This window comes from Mycobacterium sp. 1245852.3, from assembly GCF_001669335.1.
Taxonomy (GTDB): Bacteria; Actinomycetota; Actinomycetes; order Mycobacteriales; family Mycobacteriaceae; genus Mycobacterium; species Mycobacterium europaeum_A.
Map to the genome: position 1 here is coordinate 1 of NZ_LZLL01000176.1, position 19,914 is coordinate 19,914.

General features: G+C 67.2%; 16 protein-coding genes and 1 pseudogene. 12 read left to right on the plus strand and 5 right to left on the minus strand.

Annotation, left to right across the window (positions count from 1 at the left end):
* Window positions 1–49: 49 nt before the first annotated feature.
* From A9W96_RS07815 to A9W96_RS07830, 4 genes and pseudogenes are all read right to left on the minus strand, one after another.
* Window positions 50–1,861: pseudogene (locus tag A9W96_RS07815) on the minus strand (hypothetical protein); the annotation flags it as partial.
* Window positions 1,858–2,592: an NUDIX hydrolase gene (locus A9W96_RS07820; protein WP_067138777.1), complete on the minus strand. Its 735-nt coding sequence runs from the start codon at window positions 2,590–2,592 to the stop codon at window positions 1,858–1,860. The gene A9W96_RS07820 and the pseudogene A9W96_RS07815, both read right to left, overlap by 4 nt.
* A gap of 86 nt (window positions 2,593–2,678) precedes the next feature.
* Complete coding sequence (locus A9W96_RS07825; protein WP_067138780.1) at window positions 2,679–2,978, minus strand: hypothetical protein; 300 nt, start codon at window positions 2,976–2,978, stop codon at window positions 2,679–2,681.
* Between the two features lie 11 nt (window positions 2,979–2,989).
* Window positions 2,990–3,325 carry a hypothetical protein gene (locus A9W96_RS07830; RefSeq protein WP_231999628.1) on the minus strand — a complete coding sequence of 112 codons (336 nt, stop codon included), beginning with the start codon at window positions 3,323–3,325 and terminating at the stop codon, window positions 2,990–2,992.
* A gap of 138 nt (window positions 3,326–3,463) precedes the next feature.
* Here A9W96_RS07830 and A9W96_RS07835 point away from each other — a divergent pair, with 138 nt between their 5' ends.
* The 7 genes from A9W96_RS07835 (at window position 3,464) to A9W96_RS07855 (ending at window position 10,031) form a co-directional block, all read left to right on the plus strand.
* Window positions 3,464–4,906: a CCA tRNA nucleotidyltransferase gene (locus A9W96_RS07835; RefSeq protein WP_067138782.1), complete on the plus strand. Its 1,443-nt coding sequence runs from the start codon at window positions 3,464–3,466 to the stop codon at window positions 4,904–4,906.
* Between the two features lie 24 nt (window positions 4,907–4,930).
* Window positions 4,931–5,437: a pullulanase gene (locus A9W96_RS07840; RefSeq protein ID WP_067138784.1), complete on the plus strand. Its 507-nt coding sequence runs from the start codon at window positions 4,931–4,933 to the stop codon at window positions 5,435–5,437.
* Between the two features lie 25 nt (window positions 5,438–5,462).
* Window positions 5,463–7,442: an alpha/beta hydrolase gene (locus tag A9W96_RS07845; RefSeq protein ID WP_067138786.1), complete on the plus strand. Its 1,980-nt coding sequence runs from the start codon at window positions 5,463–5,465 to the stop codon at window positions 7,440–7,442.
* 87 nt (window positions 7,443–7,529) lie between these two features.
* A complete protein-coding gene (locus A9W96_RS07850; protein WP_067138789.1) occupies window positions 7,530–7,859 on the plus strand; it encodes a DUF2563 family protein in 330 nt (109 codons plus the stop codon).
* A gap of 123 nt (window positions 7,860–7,982) precedes the next feature.
* Entirely contained in the window at window positions 7,983–8,447 is a 465-nt protein-coding gene (locus A9W96_RS33265; protein WP_197499447.1) for a hypothetical protein, read from the plus strand.
* Between the two features lie 238 nt (window positions 8,448–8,685).
* A complete protein-coding gene (locus A9W96_RS30245; RefSeq protein WP_231999629.1) occupies window positions 8,686–9,114 on the plus strand; it encodes a hypothetical protein in 429 nt (142 codons plus the stop codon).
* A gap of 362 nt (window positions 9,115–9,476) precedes the next feature.
* Window positions 9,477–10,031: a hypothetical protein gene (locus tag A9W96_RS07855; protein ID WP_067138803.1), complete on the plus strand. Its 555-nt coding sequence runs from the start codon at window positions 9,477–9,479 to the stop codon at window positions 10,029–10,031.
* 285 nt (window positions 10,032–10,316) lie between these two features.
* On the opposite strand, the gene A9W96_RS32550 is transcribed toward A9W96_RS07855, so the two are convergent.
* A complete protein-coding gene (locus A9W96_RS32550) occupies window positions 10,317–10,496 on the minus strand; it encodes a hypothetical protein (protein ID WP_156765150.1) in 180 nt (59 codons plus the stop codon).
* A gap of 1,030 nt (window positions 10,497–11,526) precedes the next feature.
* Here A9W96_RS32550 and A9W96_RS32555 point away from each other — a divergent pair.
* The 5 genes from A9W96_RS32555 to eccCa all read left to right on the plus strand — a co-directional run.
* Window positions 11,527–12,174, plus strand: a complete 648-nt coding sequence (locus A9W96_RS32555; RefSeq protein ID WP_231999630.1) for a DUF5631 domain-containing protein — start codon at window positions 11,527–11,529, stop codon at window positions 12,172–12,174.
* Window positions 12,175–12,409: 235 nt separating this feature from the next.
* Window positions 12,410–13,210 (plus strand): hypothetical protein, encoded by an 801-nt coding sequence (locus tag A9W96_RS07865; protein WP_067138793.1) that lies wholly within the window; start codon window positions 12,410–12,412, stop codon window positions 13,208–13,210.
* Between the two features lie 286 nt (window positions 13,211–13,496).
* Window positions 13,497–14,342 carry a DUF4226 domain-containing protein gene (locus tag A9W96_RS07870; RefSeq protein ID WP_067138794.1) on the plus strand — a complete coding sequence of 282 codons (846 nt, stop codon included), beginning with the start codon at window positions 13,497–13,499 and terminating at the stop codon, window positions 14,340–14,342.
* Between the two features lie 2 nt (window positions 14,343–14,344).
* Complete coding sequence (gene eccB, locus A9W96_RS07875; protein ID WP_067138797.1) at window positions 14,345–15,832, plus strand: type VII secretion protein EccB; 1,488 nt, start codon at window positions 14,345–14,347, stop codon at window positions 15,830–15,832.
* Between the two features lie 3 nt (window positions 15,833–15,835).
* Window positions 15,836–19,914, plus strand: a 4,079-nt coding sequence (eccCa, locus tag A9W96_RS07880) for a type VII secretion protein EccCa (RefSeq protein WP_067138799.1), incomplete at its 3' end; no start/stop codon positions are given.

Consider the following 19,914-nt stretch of genomic DNA (forward strand, 5'->3'; position numbering starts at 1 on the left):
CCGACACCCGAAACGGATTGGCTCAGCAACGCCTGGCGGTGGTCGGCAAGACCATCAACGACTTGTTCGGCGCGGTGTACTGGACGCCGGTCAGCCCGGTGCGGTCGTCTGTCATCAGCGAAGACGTCAGTCCCCACAACCGGCCGACCTGGCTGGCGATGCCGGCGGTGACGTCGTCGCCGAACTGGCCGCGGGGAGAGTTGTCGGTGCCGGCCTGTTGCGTGGATTGGTCGCGCGACTGGGCCGCCTGGTTCGCCTCGGCGATCACCGCCGGCAGCGGGCGCGGCACCGCCAGGCCGGACCGGATGGTGGTGGTCAGGGCGGTCAAGATGACCTGGGCGTCGTCGGCCTGCAGGTTCCACGTCGTCGGCGGCACCAGGATCTGGGTGCGCGGGTCGTCACGCCGGAGGGCGTGCCAGAAGATCGAGCCCAAGGCGTCCTGGCGGCGTGCGGTCACCGAATCGTGGCCGAGCCGGACGGTGAGTGAGGAGTCCAGGTATGTCGGCGCCTCGGGGGAGGTGCCGGCGCCGGCCAGGGCGGCGCCGACGGCGGGGTCGAACGGCGCGACCGCGACCTGCGGGGTCAATCGCCGCGGCGCGATGTCGACGCCCGTCGCGGCGGAGTCCTGTGCCTCGGTGGCCGACAGGTCGGCGGCGGCGATCGCGACGGTGGTGTCGTTGCCGCTGAGCAGCTTGACCGCACGGTCGGTCAGGGGGCCGTCGGGTATCAGCGTGGCGCCGCGGGTGGAGGCGACGTCCAGGATTTTGTCGATGATGCCGTTGGCGCTCGTGGTGGCGATGGCGCTGAGGCCGGGATCGTTGACGCGCTGCACGGCGTCCAGATCGGCCTGCGCGTAGGGGAGCGGAGCCACGCAGGTCCGGTGCGCCAGCGCGCGCAGGCGGTTCAGCCATTCGGTCGCGGTGGCCTGCCCGGCGCCGGGATGGGTCGGGGTGCCGGGCAGCTGACCGGGTCCGTCGGGGGAGTTGGATACGACGTAGCCGGCGGTCATCGCGTTGACGGTGACCAGCAGGTCCGGGTCGATCGCCAGGCACAACGCGCGGCCGACGGCGCCGTCGGGGTCGACGTCGTGACTGGTGGCGACTTCGGCGGAGGCCAGCAGGATGTCGAGCCGGCCGCCGCTGGCCAACGAGGTGGCCAGGTCGTCGTCGACCAACCGCACCGGGATGGTTCCGCCCGGCACGCCGGGGGCCAGCCTGGGCCGGTCGGCCAGCGGCCACAGCATGGTCATCGCGACGGGTTTGGAGGTGTCGGGCGCGACGGCCGAGCCGATGTCGTCGGCGCGATCGGGTGGCACCCCGACCACGGGAAGCAGGAAGCGCGCGTTGTCCAGCCGCGCGGGTGCGCCGTAGTCGGGTGTGCCGTTGACGTTGACCAGGCTCGGGTAGATGCCGGGCTTTTCCACGCCCAGCGACGGCTTGCTCAGCGCCCGCAGCGGGGCCGACAGGGTGAAGCCGACTTCTTGCCCGCGCTGCAGTTCGGGCGCCACGGTGAGGAAGTCGGCGGCGGCCTGGTAGCCGTCGGTGTCGCCGTCGAGGGTGGTGCGCAGGCCCGCGGAGGCGGTGACGGCGCCGGCGTGCTCGAGCCGGACCATCACGTCGCGGACCGGTCGGTCGCCGATGTTGGTCACCATGCCGCTGACGGTCACGACGGGTGGACTGGTCGTGGTGACCACGTCCGGGGTGACTTGATCGATGCGGACGCGGACGAACGGCGTCACCCCGGGCTCGCCCGCCGCCGCGCGCGGCATCACCGGGCCGGTGAGCGCCGCGAGTCCGGCCACGATGGCGAGCACGGCGGCGACGCGCGCCAGGCCGGCCCAACGCAGATGTAGAGCGGTCACGGCCCCGGTCCGTGGCCGTTCTTCCGGCCGGCGGCCGGGTGGTCCGCATGCCGGGTCCGCGAATGTGTCTGCGGGCGGCGCCGCGGCGCGCTGGGCGGCAGCGGTGGAAGCGAGGCCGGGCCGTCGCTTTGCAGCTTGTCGATCAGCTCGTCGGCCACCTTGGCCAGGCGGCGTTCGTCGGCGTAGGCGAGCCGGGACGGCAGTTCACCCATGGGCACCCAGGCGACCTCGGCGACTTCGAGATCCTCGTCGGACAGCTGGCCGCCGGAGAAGCGCATTAAGTAGTGGTGCACGGTCTTGTGCACGCGGCGGCCGTCGGTGACGAACCAGTAGTCGATACGGCCCAGCGCGGCCAGCACACTGCCCCGGATGCCGGTCTCTTCGGCGACCTCTCTGATTGCGGTCTGCTCGGCGGTCTCACCTTGTTCGATGTGCCCCTTGGGCAGCGACCAAAGCATTCGTCCGCGCCGGTCGATGCGCCCGATCAGGGCGGCGACCTGTGATTCCCGCGGGCCGTCGAGACCGTCGATGACCAACCCCCCGGCGGAGGTTTCGTGGACGGTGCGCAGCTGGTCCGGTCCGCGGCGAGACGCTCTTGAGCGGCGCGACTTGGTGGCCGTCGAGTCGCCGGTCGCTTGACCGGTGGTTTGATTCTCGGACGAATTCGCGGCACCACGGCCCCGGCGCCGCCCCCGGCGCCGACGTGGTTTGCCTTGTTCGCCGTCCGACACCCAAGCGATAGTAGCTGGCACGGCATATTCTCCCGGAGATACTCGCCGCGCGGTGAGCGCGCGAGCTCACGGCGGAATGTGTCTCGTCAGAACGGGCCTATCGCGTGCGCGATCGCCCATACCCCACCGAAGACAAGCAGTGAGAGTGGTCCGGACAGACTGCCGAACAGCATTCCGCGCCCGATCTGGCCCATCGTTCCTGGGGCCTGCATAACCAGAGCTGCGATTGCCATGTAGATCAGGACAACGGGAAGCACAAAAACGATCGAGTACGGCATGAAGAGCCAAGTGGTGAACTCGACGACGAAAAGATGTAGTACCGCTACCCCGAAAGTGACCGGGCCATAGCGCGATTTCGATGCCGGAATTAGCGATTCATCGGCCATCACAGGACCTTTCAGCGCAGAACCACGTAGGCAGACACAGCTCCGCCGATGAGAAGGACAGCGGAACAGCTCGCGACGCTTAGCGAAAGGCCACGGCGGCGTGACGATTGCGCGGTGCGAAGCGCGGCGCTGATCAACAAGCCCTCGACCGTCGTTACCAACAGCGCGGCGCTCAGCCAGGGGCGCTCGCCCGCGTAGGCGCTGTGCGTGCCGAATGGCCACTTGCCCAGTAACCACGCGTTGACGATCAATAACGCCAAGAGGCCTTGGATGACGAAGGGCGCCGACAGCGTCGCCGTGCGCCAGGCGCGTGCATCGAGAGACTTCGATCGGACAGACGACGGCATGGCGTAATTCCTGACTGGCAGTAGCGACCGATTCTCGCGCGAGGTTACTGACGCTCAGCGCCCGGTCAATTCACCTTTGATGACGTGCGAGGCTCCTCACACGGGCTTTTCGTCCCCACCCGACTAGGCTGATCGAACGTGCCAGACGCCGCCCAGGATGCCGACCTGCTGACCGCCGCCGCGGTCGCTCTGAATCGGCACGCGCCCATGCTGGCCGAGCTCGGCTCCGCGTTCGACGCTGCGGGCCACGAGCTCTACCTCGTCGGTGGTTCGGTGCGGGATGCCTTGCTGGGCAGGTTGAGCCCCGATCTGGATTTCACCACCGACGCCCGTCCCGAGCAGGTGCAGCAGATCCTGCGCCGGTGGGCCGACAACCTGTGGGACACGGGGATCGAATTCGGCACCGTCGGCGTCGGCAAGGGCGAGCACCGGCTGGAGATCACCACGTTTCGCGCGGACACCTACGATCAGGTGTCCCGGAATCCCGAGGTGCGCTTCGGCGATCGCCTCGAAGACGATCTGGTGCGCCGCGACTTCACGGCCAACGCGATGGCGGTCCGCATCACGCCGGACGGGCCCCGTGAATTCCTGGATCCGCTGGGCGGTTTGGCGGCGCTGCGCGATCGCGTGCTGGATACCCCCGCCGCGCCGGAGGTGTCCTTCGGCGACGACCCGTTGCGGATGCTGCGCGCGGCGCGGTTCGTCTCGCAGCTCGGCTTCGGCGTCGCGCCGCGGGTCCGCGAGGCGATCGAACAGATGGCCCCGCAGTTGTCTCGGATCAGCGCCGAACGGGTGGCCGCCGAGCTGGACAAGCTGGTGCTCGGCGCGGACCCGACGGCCGGCGTCGACCTGCTGGTGCAAACCGGCATGGGTGAGGTGGTGCTGCCCGAGGTGGGCGGCATGCAGATGGCGATCGACGAACACCACCAACACAAGGACGTCTACCAACACTCGTTGACGGTGCTGCGTCAGGCGATCGCCCTGGAAGACGACGGCCCGGACCTGGTGCTGCGGTGGGCGGCGCTGCTGCACGACATCGGCAAGCCCGCCACTCGGCGCCACGAGCCCAACGGCGGCGTGAGCTTTCATCACCACGAGGTCGTCGGCGCCAAGATGGTGCGAAAACGGTTGCGGGCGTTGAAGTATTCCAAGCAGATGGTCGAGGACATCTCGCAACTGGTGTATCTGCATCTGCGGTTCCACGGCTACGGCGACGGCAAGTGGACGGATTCGGCGGTGCGCCGCTACGTCACCGATGCCGGTCCGCTGCTGCCGCGGTTGCACAAATTGGTGCGAGCCGACTGCACGACGCGCAACAAGCGTCGGGCCGCGCGGTTGCAGGCCAGCTATGACCGGCTCGAGACGCGGATCGCCGAGCTGGCCGCTCAGGAGGATCTGGCGCGGGTGCGTCCCGATTTGGACGGCAACCAGATCATGGAGCTGCTCGGCATCCCGGCCGGTCCTCAGGTCGGCGAGGCCTGGCGGTTTCTGAAGGAACTCCGACTCGAGCGCGGACCGTTGGACAACGAGGAGGCGACCGCAGAGTTGTTGGCGTGGTGGAACTCTCGGGGGAACGAGTAGCGGCGGCCACGCGTCGAAATAGCCATGGACTACTGCATGGCTGGCGATAACGGCGCCGCTTTCTGGCACGGGCAACCCGACCTCGACCTGGACCACGACGGTCGCTTCGAATCGATCGGACTGGATTTCGACCACGACGGATTACGCGACGACGCACTCGCCGATCTCGACGGCGACGGCATCGTCGATCACGCGGTGTTGGATCTCGACAACGACGGCACCCCGGAGGCCTACTTCACCGACGACGGCTCTGGGACGTGGGCTGTGGCGATGGATCGCGGGGGCCAGCTGCGCTGGTTCGGCCTCGACGGCGTCGAACACACCGGCGGCCCGCTGGTCGATTTCGACGGCCAGGGCCGCGCCGACGCTCGCCTCATCGACACCGATGGTGACGGGCTGGCCGACCGGGTGCTGCGCTCGGGCGACAGCGGGACGACCGGTTACGTCGACACCGACGGCGATGGCAAATGGAATGTGCGGCTGACCGATTCGGACGGCGACGGTCTGGCCGACGGCGCGAACTCGCTCTGAGGCTGGTGCCGACTTAGCGACGCCGATGTTACTGCGGCACTTGAGCATTGCGTTCCTCGTCGCCCAAGCCGGCGGTGACCCATGGTCGACCAACGCCAGCATGCACGCCGGTCGCCCCGCGCAGATTTCATACCTGGCGCAGGCTTTTCGCGACGCCGGAGTGAGCACGGCGGAGGCGGTCGCCGCCTTCGAGGCTGCCCGGCGCCGGTTCGAGGCGGCCTGGGATCACCAAAACGCGGATCATTCGATCAACGATGCCGCCGAGGTGCAGCGGGTGACCCGGTCGCTGGGCCTGCAGGCCGGGCAATTGCCGCGGATCGCCGTCAATTTGGAGAACGTCGCCGCGGCGCTGGCCGAAGCCCAGCGGGCCTGCACGAGATACCTGGACGCGCTGGAATACGACCTCGAAGACATCGACGACGAGATGTGCGATGCGTTGGCGGACGGCGATACCTGTGGTGCCGACGATCTGCGCACCGACGCCGTCAGCGAGGTTGCGGCGATCGTGGTGCAGCTGCGTCGGATTCGCGACGGGTATTCGGAGGTGCTGACGGCCGCGCTAGGGAGCTTGCGGACAGACGGTGTAGACCCGGCGGAAATTCAGGGCGTCGACGAGCTGGCCATTCCGCCGCCGGACAGCAGTCCGGAATGCGTCAAGCGGTGGTGGGATGCGCTGAGCGCGAATCAAAAGAAGCTACTTGTCGATCAAGGCGCGCACGAGTTGGGCAACCTCAACGGGATTCCGGCGGAGGTGCGTGATGCGGTGAACCAGGCCGCGATGAACGAAGATATGCGCAGGGTGGAAGACGCCGCCCGCCGGAGCGGACTGGACCCAAAGACGTTGCGCGACAGCGCGCTGCGCAACCGGGACGCCGATGTGTTCACCCACCCCGGCGACTATGGGCTGTGCGTCACCGACATCACCCGGTACCAGAACGCGGTCAAGACCAACGAGTTCCTCGAGCGCGACAAAAGCTCCGACGCCCCCCGCGGTCTGCCGATCATGCTGTGGGCGTATGACCCGCTGGCGTTCAGCGGCAAGGGCAGGGCCGCGATCGCGATCGGCAACCCGGACAAATCCCGCAATACGGCCGTCGTGGTCCCCGGCACCAACAGCAGCGTGCGGGGAGGGTGGATGTCGGACGGCACCGATGACGCCATCAATCTCTACGAACAGGCTGCCCGAGCCGACCCCCAGCGATCCACCGCGGTGCTGGCCTGGATGGGTTATGACGCACCCGAATTCGGCCAGCCGCATTGGCAACAGGCCATCACCGACCCCGCCGAATTGGAACAGGTCGGCACACCGTGGCGGGCGAGGCAAGCCGGTGCGTTGCTGGCCGCCGACGTCAACGGTCTCGCGGCGACGCATGACGGGCCGGCCCCAGCGCATGTCACCGTCCTCGGACACTCCTACGGCTCGACGACCGTGGCCGACGCGTTCGCCCACAGTGGTATGCGTGCCAACAACGCCGTGCTAACCGGTTGCCCGGGAACGGATTTGGCGCGCGGCGCCGTGGACTTTCATCTCGATGGCGGCAGGTTGTATGTGGGGGCAGCGTCGACCGACGTGATCAGCTGGATCGGTGAGACGGGCAGGGGCCTCCCGAACGGACTGAACGAGACGCTCGGCGCGCCGGTGGGACCGGTGGCGGGCCTGGGCAGCGACCCGGCGCATGCGGGTTTCGGGGCGGTGCGGTTTCGTGCCGAAGTCGCGGGCTCACACAGCGTCATGCCGTGGTTCACCGACCACTCGCACTACTACGACGTGGGGAGCGAGTCGCTACACAACATGACCGCGATCGTCACCGGGCACGGCGATGGTTTGGCCGGGGAAGGCATGCTCGCGTCCGAGCGGGCCCCGACGCGGATAGCCGTTCCTCTCCAGGTGCACACCCCGTTCGGAACGGTGTCGTTACCGCATATCGGCGTCCAGCTACCGCTCACCGTCGACCCGGAATGGGATCGGCCGGCGCGCTCGGTCACCAATGGCCACGCGTTCTAGCGGCCGCGGTGTCGGAGGCGGTGAATTGACCACTTGAGAATCGGCATTTAGCCTGCTCACAGGTGTTATGACCCGGAAGGAGTGCCGATGTTCGTAGATACGGATCTTTTGCACTCGGGAGGCAATCAGTCGCACCGCGCCGGCGGACACGCTCAAGACGGCGCGGATCAACTGGCGGGCGGAACCGTCGAAGCAGGAATGTTCGGTGACTTCGCCGCGGCCGACGCGTTTCACAGTGCAGTCTCGGCCGCACACGGCCAGCACGTGAAAACCCTGCAGGGTCACAGTCAGACGCTCACGGGGGTCGGCACCAAGGCGCACCACGCGGCCAACGGGTTCACCAACATGGACAAGGCCAACGCCGCCGACATGAAGGCTCTCCGCCCGAGCGCTGGCCCCTCAACACAAAACGTCTGAGCAACGGGCGTGACGGAGGATCCGCCCTCACATCCGGGTGTAGCGCCGCATGCTGGTCCGCCGGTAGGGCAGTGGGCACCGGGTTATCCCGCGCATTCCGCGCCGCAGGCGCCACGCTCACGCGTGTGGCCGGCGATCGCATTGGGCGCGATTGTTCTGGCTTTGGTTTCGACGGTCGTGGCGGTTGTTGCGCTGGTTGCGGCAACGTCGCGGTCATCGACTTCGAGCGCAACATCTTCGTCCGCCGCCCCTTCCTATAGCGCCGCCGAAGTGTCTGCGGCGCACCAGAAGTTGTGTGACGCATACAAGCTGGCTGCGCGTGCTGTGCAGATCGATACCAACGGCGATAACCCCGCTCTTGCGGGCGTGGCCAGCGTAAATGCGGCAGTAACGCTGGAACAGGCAGTAAACGCGGCACCTGCGATCCCGTATAGCGACCGCACCGCTGCCCTCGCGTTAGCGGCTGCGTACACCAAAGCCACGGCGATGGGGAGTTGGTCGCAGCGGGACGACCCCGCCTTTCATGCGGAAGTAGATGATGTCAATGCCAAAGATGCCGCTATGAAAACGGTATGCGGTCTCGGGTGACTTCCCGTCCACGGCCGTGGTGATTGCTCGCTGCTCCGTTAGCTGGTCAACTATTGAAGCGAAGTTCCCGAAAATAGGTCTTGGATGCACTTGGACTAAAGGAGGACGCATGGTGGGGGATCTGCCTCCAGCTCCGGGGGAGGGGCCGACCACCGGCCCTCCGCCAGGCCCAACGCAGTGGGCGCCTGCGTTTCCCGTGCAGCCACCACCGCGTCCACGGGCATGGCCGGCCGTCGCGTTGGCAGCGGTTGCCGTCCTGCTCGGCGTCGCCGCCCTCGTTGTCGCGTTGACCCGACCGACGAGCAATCAGTCATCCGCCTCAACCACGTCGACTGCGCCTTCGTTTACGGCGGACCAGACTGCAGCTGCACACAAAAAGCTTTGCGACACCTACAAGCTCGCGGCACGTGCTGTTGGAATCGAGACGCACGGACCAAGCCCCGAGCGCGCTGGCATCGCAGAAGTCAACGGCGCGTTGATGCTAGAGCGCGTAATCAATGCAACTCCTGCGATAACGGCTAGCGAGCGTGCTGCTGCGGTTGCCTTAATTGACGCGTATAACAACATCGCGGCAGTCGCGAGTTTGAACGACAATTCAGTCTGGCAACCAGCGTTGGACGATGCGAATGCCAAAGATGCAGCGATGAAAAAGATATGCGGCGAATGATTCGTCTTCTAGTGGCGTGTGGTGCGGCTCCTCACCTCTCGACTACGACGGGGCATGTACGCCGTTTAAATTTCATCGCCGAACGTGTAGGCACGCCTCAATCTGGTCGCAAAGCATGGCGCGCAAGCCGATCGGCTCGCGGTATCGAGCCCGGGTTGCGAGCGTTTTGAGGATGCGGGCGCCGCGGCCCGCGGCTGCCTACGAGCATCCGCCCCGTAAGCGACGCCCGGGATAGAGCGACGTGAGCAGCGTCCGGAGGCAGTGAATTGCTGCAGTACCGTCGCCTGCCCCACTATTGGATCTGTAGGACACAGGCATTCGCTTAGCACGTAGAAGCCGTGTTGCGGACGACGGGAGGGCGCGTGGTGGGAGACCTGCCTTCGGGCCATCATGACGGGGAAGCTGCCCAACCTGCTGCTGGAAGTTGGCCGCCACCGCATTTCCCACAACCAGTATCGCGTCCCCGCCCATGGCTGGCGATCGCGCTAGTTGCGACTGCGGCAGTGGCTGTTGCTGCGTTAGTCGTGGCAGTGATGCGACCGAGTCCTTCGCATTCGGCGACCACAACTGCGGCCCCCGCCCCCACCCATACGCCGGCGCAGGCCGCCGCTGCGCAACAGCAACTCTGCGACACGTACAAGCTGGCGGCGCAGGCAGCCCAGGTCGAAACGGCTGGCACCGACAAAGCGCTGGCGCGCATCGCTACAACCAACGGCGCAATACTGCTCGAGATGACAGCAGCAAACCCCGCTCTAGACGCTGAACATCGCGATGCAGCAAAGGCACTGGCGATGGCGTACGGGACTCTCACGGCGAAGGGCAGCTCTGGGGTAGCCACGGACGCGCAATATCAGGCCGCGCTTGACGATGCAATTGCCAAGGACGCTGCCATGAAAAAGGTGTGCGGTGGGGGTTGACCTTCCACCTGGCACCTGGACGGCGGCGCTGATCGGGCCATGGTGGCCAGCACCGTCGACGGGGCTACGCGCCGGCGCACAACACTGGAGCCAAGAGTGTGGGGCGCAACAGCTATATGCGCAGGACCTACGCACTCAATGGACAGCTTTCGCCGCAAACAATAAGGGGCACACGGCAGACGACCTCATAACCAGATTCCAGCAAGGAGAAAAGCTTCATCTGGATCTTGCCGAAAAATACCAGACGAAGGCATCAGCGTTTAATTCCGGTGCCGATGCGATCGACTATCTACGAAGCCGCTTGTCGGAGATAGCGAGCACGGGCAACAAAGAGATCAATGACATCCTCGCATCAAAGAAGCCGCCTCCGGAAAAGTTAGCGGAAATACAAGCCGTCCAAGCGCGCTGCAACGCCGATGCCGCAAATGCCAGCCGGGATGCGCTCGACAAGATGATGGCGGCCACTCAAAAGATTCTGGATGCTGAGGGCATTGGTGGTAACGCTCGGAGCTGGGCACAGGCAAACGGGTTCGATGTTGGTGATGCCTCGCCGCCGAAACCGATTAGTGCGCAGGACATAAGTCCGTCAGCTACCACTCCATCCGGCGGATTAGGTGGTGCGCAGACTCCCGGGGGCGGCGGGCCACCGGGCGGCGGGACGGCTGGAGGAGGAGCAGGATCAGGGGTGGGCGGGGGGCAAGCGCCCACGAGCCCGCATCCGGGTGGCGCGCCCGCGGGACCTATGGCTGGGGGGATTGGTAGTACGCAGGGGCCGAGCGGAGCTTTGCCGGGGACGGGAGGTGTGCAGTCCCCCGGCGTACAAATGCCCGGCGGTGGCGCAACTATATCGCCCGGGATGCCTGGCGTACACGGCGGCGGAATGCCAGTGTCTCCGGTCGGCCTAGGCCAAGGCGGGCAACCCGGACTGGCACAAGCGTTCACGTCCGGTCTGGCGACTGGTCAAGCGACGGGCCCTGGCGGGCAAGCGTTTACGGCGGGGCCGCTACAAGCGATGGAGGCCGGAGGACCACAAACCCCTCAGGCGACACCGACGGTGACGCCGACGATACCGAGCGCGGGAGCATTCATACCGACGGGCACTCCAGTCGATGCACCCCCCGCGGCGTCGCCAGCGCCGGTGGCCACCGGGGGAGGTGGTTCAGTTACGCCGGTGATGACCGGCGCATCATGGTCGTCGCCCGCACCGACCCTCGGTGGCGGGTCTTCTATACCCTCGGGATCGCTGCCCGCCTATGGTTCCGATCTGCGTCCGCCGGTAGTGGCGCCCCCATCCGTACCGTCTACCCCTGCCGGTCCCGTGTCCGGTGCACCGGTAGCGTCTTCGCCGGCGTCGTCGCCCTCCGCCGGCGGGCCGCTTGTTTCTCCGGTTGAGCGGACGGCCTCAGGAGCAGCCGCGGGTCAGGCCGGTGCGGGGTCATCGACGATGGCTGGCGCATCGGCCGCCTCTGCGGCTACGGGCGCGACCGCCGGTGCCGTGTCCGCGAGGACCGCCGAGCAACAGAGACTGCAGCGGCTCGTCGATGCGGTGGCCCGCCAGGAGCCGCGGCTGTCATGGGCTGCCGGGCTCCGCGACGACGGCACCACGACGCTCCTCGTCACCGATCTCGCCGCCGGGTGGATCCCGCCGCACGTCCGGTTGCCCGCGCATGTCACCCTGCTTGAGCCGTCGGCACGACGGCATGACGCCAACGTGGTGGATCTGCTGGGCGCTATCACGGTCGCGGCCGCCCATCACGCCAACACGTATGTCGCCGAACCGGGTCCCGACGAGCCTGCGCTCAGTGGTGATCGGCCCGCCCGATCGGCCGCACCACAGGTGGATGAGCTCGGTCCCACTTTGGTGGATGCCGTCCGCCGCCGCGATGGTCTACCGCGGATCGCGCAGGCTATAGCCGCGCCAGCGGTGCGAAAGACAGGTGTACTCGACAGCGAAACCGAAATGTTGCGCGAATGTGCTGCTGACGTCCAACACGCAGTGCTGGCAGCCTATCCAGACCACAACCCAGCGGCCGTGGCGGATTGGATGCTGCTAGCGGCTATCGAGGCGCTTATTGAGGGGCACGAGTACCTGGCGAATTATCACCTGGCCTGGTTTGACGCAATGAGTCACCGGGGCGGTTAGTAGTCATCGGGTGAATAGCGTTGCTGACGTTTTGTGCCAAAATCGTCGTATTAGCGCTCGCACGCGCCGAACGTGCGCAGAACGCGCTGTCAGGCATTGGGTGTGGGGTGGAGGTGAGATCGTGGGTCACGGTGATCCCATCAGCAGTGATTTGAACACTACCCACCCGTTAATCACCGGCGCGCCGGCTCCGGCTCCAAATCCGGGCCCCGGTCACACACCTGGCGTGTCGGCTGTGGACGGCGGCGGCGGCGCGTTAACGGGCGCGGGTAACGCCGGAGTCCCCAAAGATGCAGCGGATGTCGAGGGCGCCGATGCCGATCGTCGCGCCCACGCAGCCGACGCCGCGGCCAAGTTCCCTGCCAACGAGGCGAACAGCCAGCAGGACATGCAGATGATCCAGCAGATGCTGCAGAGCGTGACTGGTGCGGTCGGCGGGGCGATCGGTGGCGTCATGGGACCGCTGACGCAGCTGCCGCAGCAGGCGATGCAGGCGGGTCAGAGCGCCCTGCAGCCGCTGATGAGCGCAGTCCAGGGCGCCCACGGCGCCGGGCTCGTTAACGACGCGCACCTGGTCGACAGCGTCGGCAGCGGTGGCGGCGGCGCTGGACTTGGCGGCGGTTCCGGCGGCGGCGGCGCCGGCCTCGGCGGTGGTGGCACCACCCCGGCCAGCTCGTTGGGCCCGCCGCCGGTGCCGACGTCGTCCCCGCCGACCACGCCCGCGGCCGCCAAAGCGCCGATGATGCCGCCGACCGGTGGCATGCCCGCAATGCCCGGCCAATCCGGCATGACGGGCATGCCGATGATGCCCCCGGGCGCGATGGGCGCCGGCGGCGAAGGCGGCAAGAAGGACAACCCGGTCGAAAAGCGGATCACGGCCCCGGGCGTGCCCAACGGCCAGCCGATCAAGGGCCGCTTGACGGTGCCGCCGAGCGCCCCGGGCAACAAGTCCGGCGAGGCCAAGCCGACCGTCGTCACGAACCGGCCCAACCGCCGGATCGTCATCATGCCGTCCGACGACGAGCCGAAGGAATAGCCGACCAAACAGCCCACCGAAAGGTGAGTGGTCGGGTAATTCGCGCGGCAGTAGGGTCGCTACGTAATCGCGGCCGGCCAAGCCCAATGCGCGGGTCATCTGGGATTGCCCGTTATTGACAGCAGAACTGTCGATACGTGCATGCTATTGGTACGTCTGCAGCGACCGCGGAAAACGCGGCCAGAAGGGTGTGGGAGTACTAACGCGAAGTGTCCGGCACGGATGCGGCGCCCACAGGGCGCACAGGTGGGTTAGGGCGGGGACGTCGGTGACCGATCCCCTGAAAATGCAAGCGGTCACGGCGTTGTCGCGCGCCCACAATCTGTACGCGCGACCCACGCGGGACGACGGGATCGGCGACGCACCGGCGCAGACGCAGGCATACGCCGAGGCGATGAAGCGGCACAGTGGCCTGCCCGCCACGGCGGCCGCACGGTCGGGCGCCGCGATGACACAGTTGGCTCGGCTGGCCCATGCCGATCGGGCGCTGGGGCAGATCATCGCCGCGGCGCGGTCCGATCACGCGCACGGCCGCGCGGCGACGAGGGCCAACCTGGACGCCGCCCTGACGGATACGACGCCGGCGGCCGATACACCGATGGGGCGCCGCGAGGCCGTCGCCCGGATGGCGGCCCGGCTGCGGACCCAACACCGGCACGTCGCCGGATCGCGCCGCCGGGCAAGGCTGCTCGCGCGCCGGCTGCGGCGCCTGCACTACCTGCAAGGGCGGTCGATGCACAGCAACCAGGGCAACGGACGCGCGGCGGTGTTGGCGGCTATCCGTAAAGCGTTGGACATCAAGGGTATTCACGATCCGGCGGCCCGGGCTCGCTGGGAACGCGGCATGGACCTGGTCGCTCGCCGCGAGTCCAACTACGACGCGAACGCGGTCAACGGCTGGGATTCCAACGCGGCGCAGGGCACGCCGAGCAAGGGTGCCTGGCAGTTCATCGCGCCGACGTTCGCGGCCTATCACCAGCCGGGCACCTCGCGCGACATCCACAACCTGGTGGCGCAGGCGTGCGCGTTCATCAACTATGCGATGGGCCGCTACGGCGTCGCCGTCGACGCGTCGAATCTGGCCGATCGGATTCAGCAGGCCGATCCTCACCGAGCGCCCAAGGGGTACTGAGCATGCCGCTGAGTTTGTCTAACCGCGACCAGAACTCCGGGCACCTGTTCTACAACCGTCGCCTGCGCGCGGCCACCACCCGCTTCTCCGTGCGCATGAAGCACGACGACCGCAAGCAGACCGCCGCGCTGGTGCTGTCGATCCTGCTGGTGGCCATCGCCTCGGGCTGGATGCTGCTGCTCAACGTCCTGAAACCCACTGGCATCGTGGGGGATTCGGCAATCATCGGTGACCGTGATTCCGGGGCGCTGTACGCCAGGATCGACGGCAGGCTCTACCCCGTGCTGAATTTGACCTCCGCGCGCCTGGCGACGGGCACCGCAAACCAGCCGACGTGGGTGAAACCCGCTGAGATAGCGAAGTATCCGACCGGTCCGCTGGTCGGCATCCCCGGAGCGCCGGCCGCGATGCCGGTCCATCGGGGCGCGACGTCGGCCTGGGCGGTCTGCGACACGGCCGGCCGCCCGCGCAGCCCGGAACACCCGGTGGTGACCTCGATCGCCGGCCCACTCGATGGCTTCGACCGCGCCACACCGCTGAGCGAGGACGCCGGGGTGCTGGTCACGTTCGAGGGCAACACCTTCGTGATCTGGGGAGGCAAACGCTCCCAGATCGATCCGTCCAACAGGGCGATCACCCTGAGCCTCGGTCTCGACCCGGGAGTGACGCTGCCGGTGGAGATTTCGCGGGCCCTCTACGACGCGCTGCCCGCGACGGAACCGCTCGGCGTCCCCGCGGTGCCGCTGGCGGGTACCCCGTCGACGTGGGTGTCGGGCTCCCAGGTCGGTGCGGTGTTGCAGGCCCAAACCGCCAGCGGCGGCAAGCAGTTCTACGTCCTGTTGCCGGACGGCGTCCAAAAGATCACCAGCTTCGTCGCCGACCTGTTGCGCAGCGCCAACTCCTACGGTTCCACGGCACCTCGCGTGGTCGCTCCCGACGTGTTGGTCAACATCCCCGAGGTGAACTCGTTGGCGGTGGACTACTACCCGACCAAGCGCCTGAACTTCGTTGACACCGCGGCGGATCCGACCACTTGCGTCGGTTGGGAGAAGGGCTCGACCGACCCGCAGGCACGTGTCGTGGTCTACAACGGACGCGGACTTCCCACGCCGTCGTACCTCGACAACCGCATCGTGCACCTGGTACGCGATGACCGCGACCCGGCATCGGTGGTCGCCAACCAGGTGCTGGTGCTGCCGGGTGCGGCGAATTTCGTGACATCGACCAGCGGCGTGGTCACCTCCGACTCCAGGGAGTCGCTGTTCTGGGTGTCCGACAACGGGGTGCGGTTCGGCATCACCAACGACGACACGACGTTACGCGCGCTGGGCCTTGACCCGGGGTCGGCGGTGCAGGCGCCCTGGCCGCTGCTGCGGACCTTCGCGGCGGGCCCCGCATTGTCAAGGGAGGCAGCGCTGGTGGCGCGGGACACCGTACCGGCGCTCGGCAAGGTGGCTGTGGTGACGACATCGGCGAAGCCGGGAGGCTAGAGAATGTCCAAGAAAGCGTTCCCCATCAACCGCGTCAAGATCGAGCCGCCGAAACCGGTCCGGGTGGCGCCCAGCGCGCCGATCGCGCTACCGGAGCGCGAGCCGCGCAACATCTGGGTGATGATCGGGGTGCCTGCACTGATCGTGGCGCTCATCGGCACCATCGTCATGCTCTACGTCTCCGGCGTGCGCAGCCTGACCACCGGCTTCTTCCCGCTGATGGGCATCGGCGCATTCAGCATGCTGGCGTTCTCCGGCCGCTTCGGCCGCGCCCGCAAAATCACCTGGGGCGAAATGGAAAAGGGCCGTCGCCGCTATCTGCGCGACCTCGACGGCAACCGCGACGAGATTCAGACCGCGGTGTGCGCACAGCGCGAATGGCAGAACTTCGTGCATTCCGATCCTCGTGGGTTGGGCGCCATCATCGGCGGCCCGCGAATGTGGGAGCGCGGCCGCGGCGACGCCGACTTCCTCGAGGTGCGGCTGGGCACCGGTGTGCAGCATGCGCCGGATTCGGTGCTGTCGGTGACGTGGCCCGACATCGCCTCCGATGAGGAGCTCGAACCGGTGACCGGGCAGGCGCTGCGCGATTTCATCTTGGAGCAGCGCAAGATTCGCGACATCGCCAAGGTGGTCAACCTGCGATCGGCGCCCGGCTTCAGCTTCGTCGGCGCGGACCTGGACCGGCTGCGCTCCCTGATGCGCTCGGTGCTGTGCTCCCTGGCCGTGTTCCACAACCCGCGCGACGTCAAGCTGATGGTGGTGACCCGCAATCCCGAGGTGTGGTCGTGGATCGTGTGGCTGCCGCATAACCTGCACGACGAACTCTTCGATGCGTGCGGCTTCCGGCGGCTGGTCTTCGCCACGCCCGAGGAACTCGAGGAAACCCTGGGCGCCGAACTGCACATGAAGGGCAAGCGCGGCGCGTGGACACCATTGGCCGCGGCCAGCCCGACGGCGATGGGGTCGACGCTCGAAACCGGCGCCGACACCGTGGATCTCGGGCCTCACCTGGTGATCGTCGACGACAACACCGGCAGCCCCGACGCATGGGAGAGCGTGGTCGGACAGGTCGGCAAGGCGGGAATCACCCTGCTGCGCATCGCCTCCCGGATCGGCACCGGCGTGGGTTTCGGCGACGACCAGGTGTTCGACCTCAGCGAACGCCACAGCTCACCCAACGGCTCGGCCAACAGCAAAATCGCGTTGCACCGCAACGGCTCTGACGCCGACGGCGAGGACAACCGCCCGGCCCCGCTGCTGCGGGTCCGCGGAAAATTCTTCGCCCACGCGGATCAACTCTCGATACACCGCGCCTACCGCTACGCGCGGGCGATGGCACGCTGGTCGCCGACCAGCCGCAGCGAGATCAACGACTCGGTCAGCGGTGCAACCGAATTGCTGCGAGCCCTGGGTATCAGCGACCCGCGGGACTTGGACGTCGACCGGTTGTGGGCGGAGCGTCGCGGCCGCGGCGACGAGCGCTGGTGCGAGGTTCCCGTCGGGGCCAAACCCAACGGCGAGCTGCAGAACATCATCATCCGCGCCAAGGACTTCGGCGGCTTCGGTTTCCACTCCGTGGTCATCGGGACCAGTGGCTCGGGCAAGTCGGAGTTCTTCCTGTCGTTGGTCTACGGCATCGCGCTGACCCACTCGCCGGAAACGTTCAACGTCATCTTCGTCGACATGAAGTTCGAGTCGGCGGCCCAGGACATCCTCGGCATCCCGCACGTGGTGGCCGCGCTGTCTAACCTCGGCAAGGACGAACGCCACCTGGCCGAGCGGATGCGTCGGGTCATCGACGGTGAGATCAAACAGCGCTATGAGTTGTTCACCTCGGTGGGTGCGCGCGACGCCAACGACTACGAAGAGATCCGGCTCGCCGGACGCGACCTGCCGCCGGTGCCGGTGCTGCTGGTCATCGTCGACGAATACCTGGAGCTGTTCGCCAACCACGAGAAGTGGATCAACCTCATCATCCACATCGGCCAGGAGGGCCGCGGCGCCAACGTCTTCTTCATGCTGGGCGGGCAGCGCCTGGACCTGTCCTCGCTGCAGAAGGTCAAGTCCAACATCGCCTTTCGCATCGCGTTGCGCGCCGAGTCCGGTGACGACAGCCGCGAGGTGATCGGCAGCGACGCCGCCTACCACCTGCCGTCGAAGGAAAACGGCTTCGGCCTGCTGAAGGTGGGCCCGCGCGATCTCGAGCCGTTCCGCTGCTTCTACCTCTCCGCGCCGTTCGTGGTGCCCAAGACCAAGGAGGTCGCCACCACCGTCGACATGACGCTGACCAAGCCGCGGCTGTACAACTGGCAGTTCCAGCCGCTGGACGCCTCCGATGCCACGGCGCTGGAGGCGGCCGCCGCCGTCGACGCCGAGCCCGACGAATTCCTCTACTACGACGACGGTTTCAAGCGGAAGAAGATCGTCGACGTGCTGCGCGAGTCGTTGCATGAGGTGCCGCACCGCTCGCCGCGCCGGCCGTGGCTGGAGCCGCTGGAGGAACCCGAGACCATTGATGCCCTCGTCGCCGGATACCGGGGCAAGCCGTGGCACGTCGACTACGGGCACAACGCGGGCCTGATGTTCCCGGTGGGCGTCATGGACATCCCCGAGGAGTCCAAGCAGGTCGTGCATGCGGTGGATGCGTTGCGCAGCAACGTGATCGTGGTGGGTGCCAAGCAGCGCGGCAAGACCACCACCCTGATGACGCTGATGTGCTCGGCGGCGACGATGTACACCCCCTCGCGCGTGACGTTCTTCTGCATCGGCGGGGCCACCCTCGCCCAGGCCGCCTCGCTGCCCCACGTCACCGACATCGTGTCGCCGAAGGACGCCGAGGGCATCGAGCGGATCTTGAGCAGCATGGACGCCTTGATCGATGCCCGTGAGGATTCATTCCGGCGCCTCAAGATCGACCTCGACGGTTTCCGCGAACGCCGGTTCGGGCCGGGGAGCGACGGGCTGGGCGGCACCGACGCCAACGACCCGTTCGGCGATGTGTTCGTGGTGGTCGACGACTACGACGACCTGTACTCCAAAGACACCGTGCTGGGCGATCGCATCATCTCGCTGAGCAGCCGCGGCCCCGAATACGGGGTGCACGTGATGTGCAGCGCCGGCGGCTGGATTCACGGGCAGCGCCAAAGCCTGCTGCAAAACGCCACGGCGCGAATCCAATTGCGGCTGGCCGACCCCAGCGAAAGCCAGATGGGGCACTCGTCGCTGGAGTCGCGGGACGCGGCCCGGCGGACGCTGAACCGGCCAGGCTTCGGCCTGACCGACAGCCTGCACGAACTGCGGGTCGGTGTGCCGGCGCTGACCGACCCGGCCACCGGCGCGGTCGTCAGCATCGTCGACGTCGGGGCCCGCATCGCGGACGTCGCCGGGGTCACCAAGCACGCCACCCTGCAGCGACTGCCGCAGCGGGTGGCGCTGAAGGCGATCCTGGATTACGAGGCGGCGCGCCCCAGCGGCGACGACCTCTCGATCGCCTTCGCCATCGGCGAGCGCCACGAACTGGGGCCGGTTCCCATCAAGCTGCGCGAGAGCCCCGGAGTGATGATCCTGGGACGGCAAGGCTGCGGAAAGACGTTGTCGCTGGTCGCCATTGGCGAGGCGATCATGAGCCGCTTCAGCCCCGAGGAAGCGCAGCTGACGCTGATCGACCCGAAGACCGCACCGCACGGCCTGCGCGATCTGCACGGTCCCGGCTACGTCCGTGCGTACGCCTATGACCAGGACGAGATCGACGAGGTGATCACCGCTTTGGCGCAGCAGGTCCTGCTGCCGCGGCTGCCCCCGAAAGGCCTGAGCCAGGAGGAGCTGCGCGAGCTCAGGCCGTGGGAGGGCCCGCGGCACTTCGTGCTCATCGACGACATTCAGGACCTGCGCCCGGATCAGAGCTACCCGCCCAAACCACCGGTGGGAGCGGCGCTGTGGAAGCTGATGGAACGCGCCCGCCAGATCGGGTTGCACGTCTTCACCACCCGAAACAGCGCGAACTGGGCGACGCTGCAAATGGATCCGTGGATGCGTTTCCAGAACTCGGCGAAAGTCGCTCAGCTCTATATGGACAACGA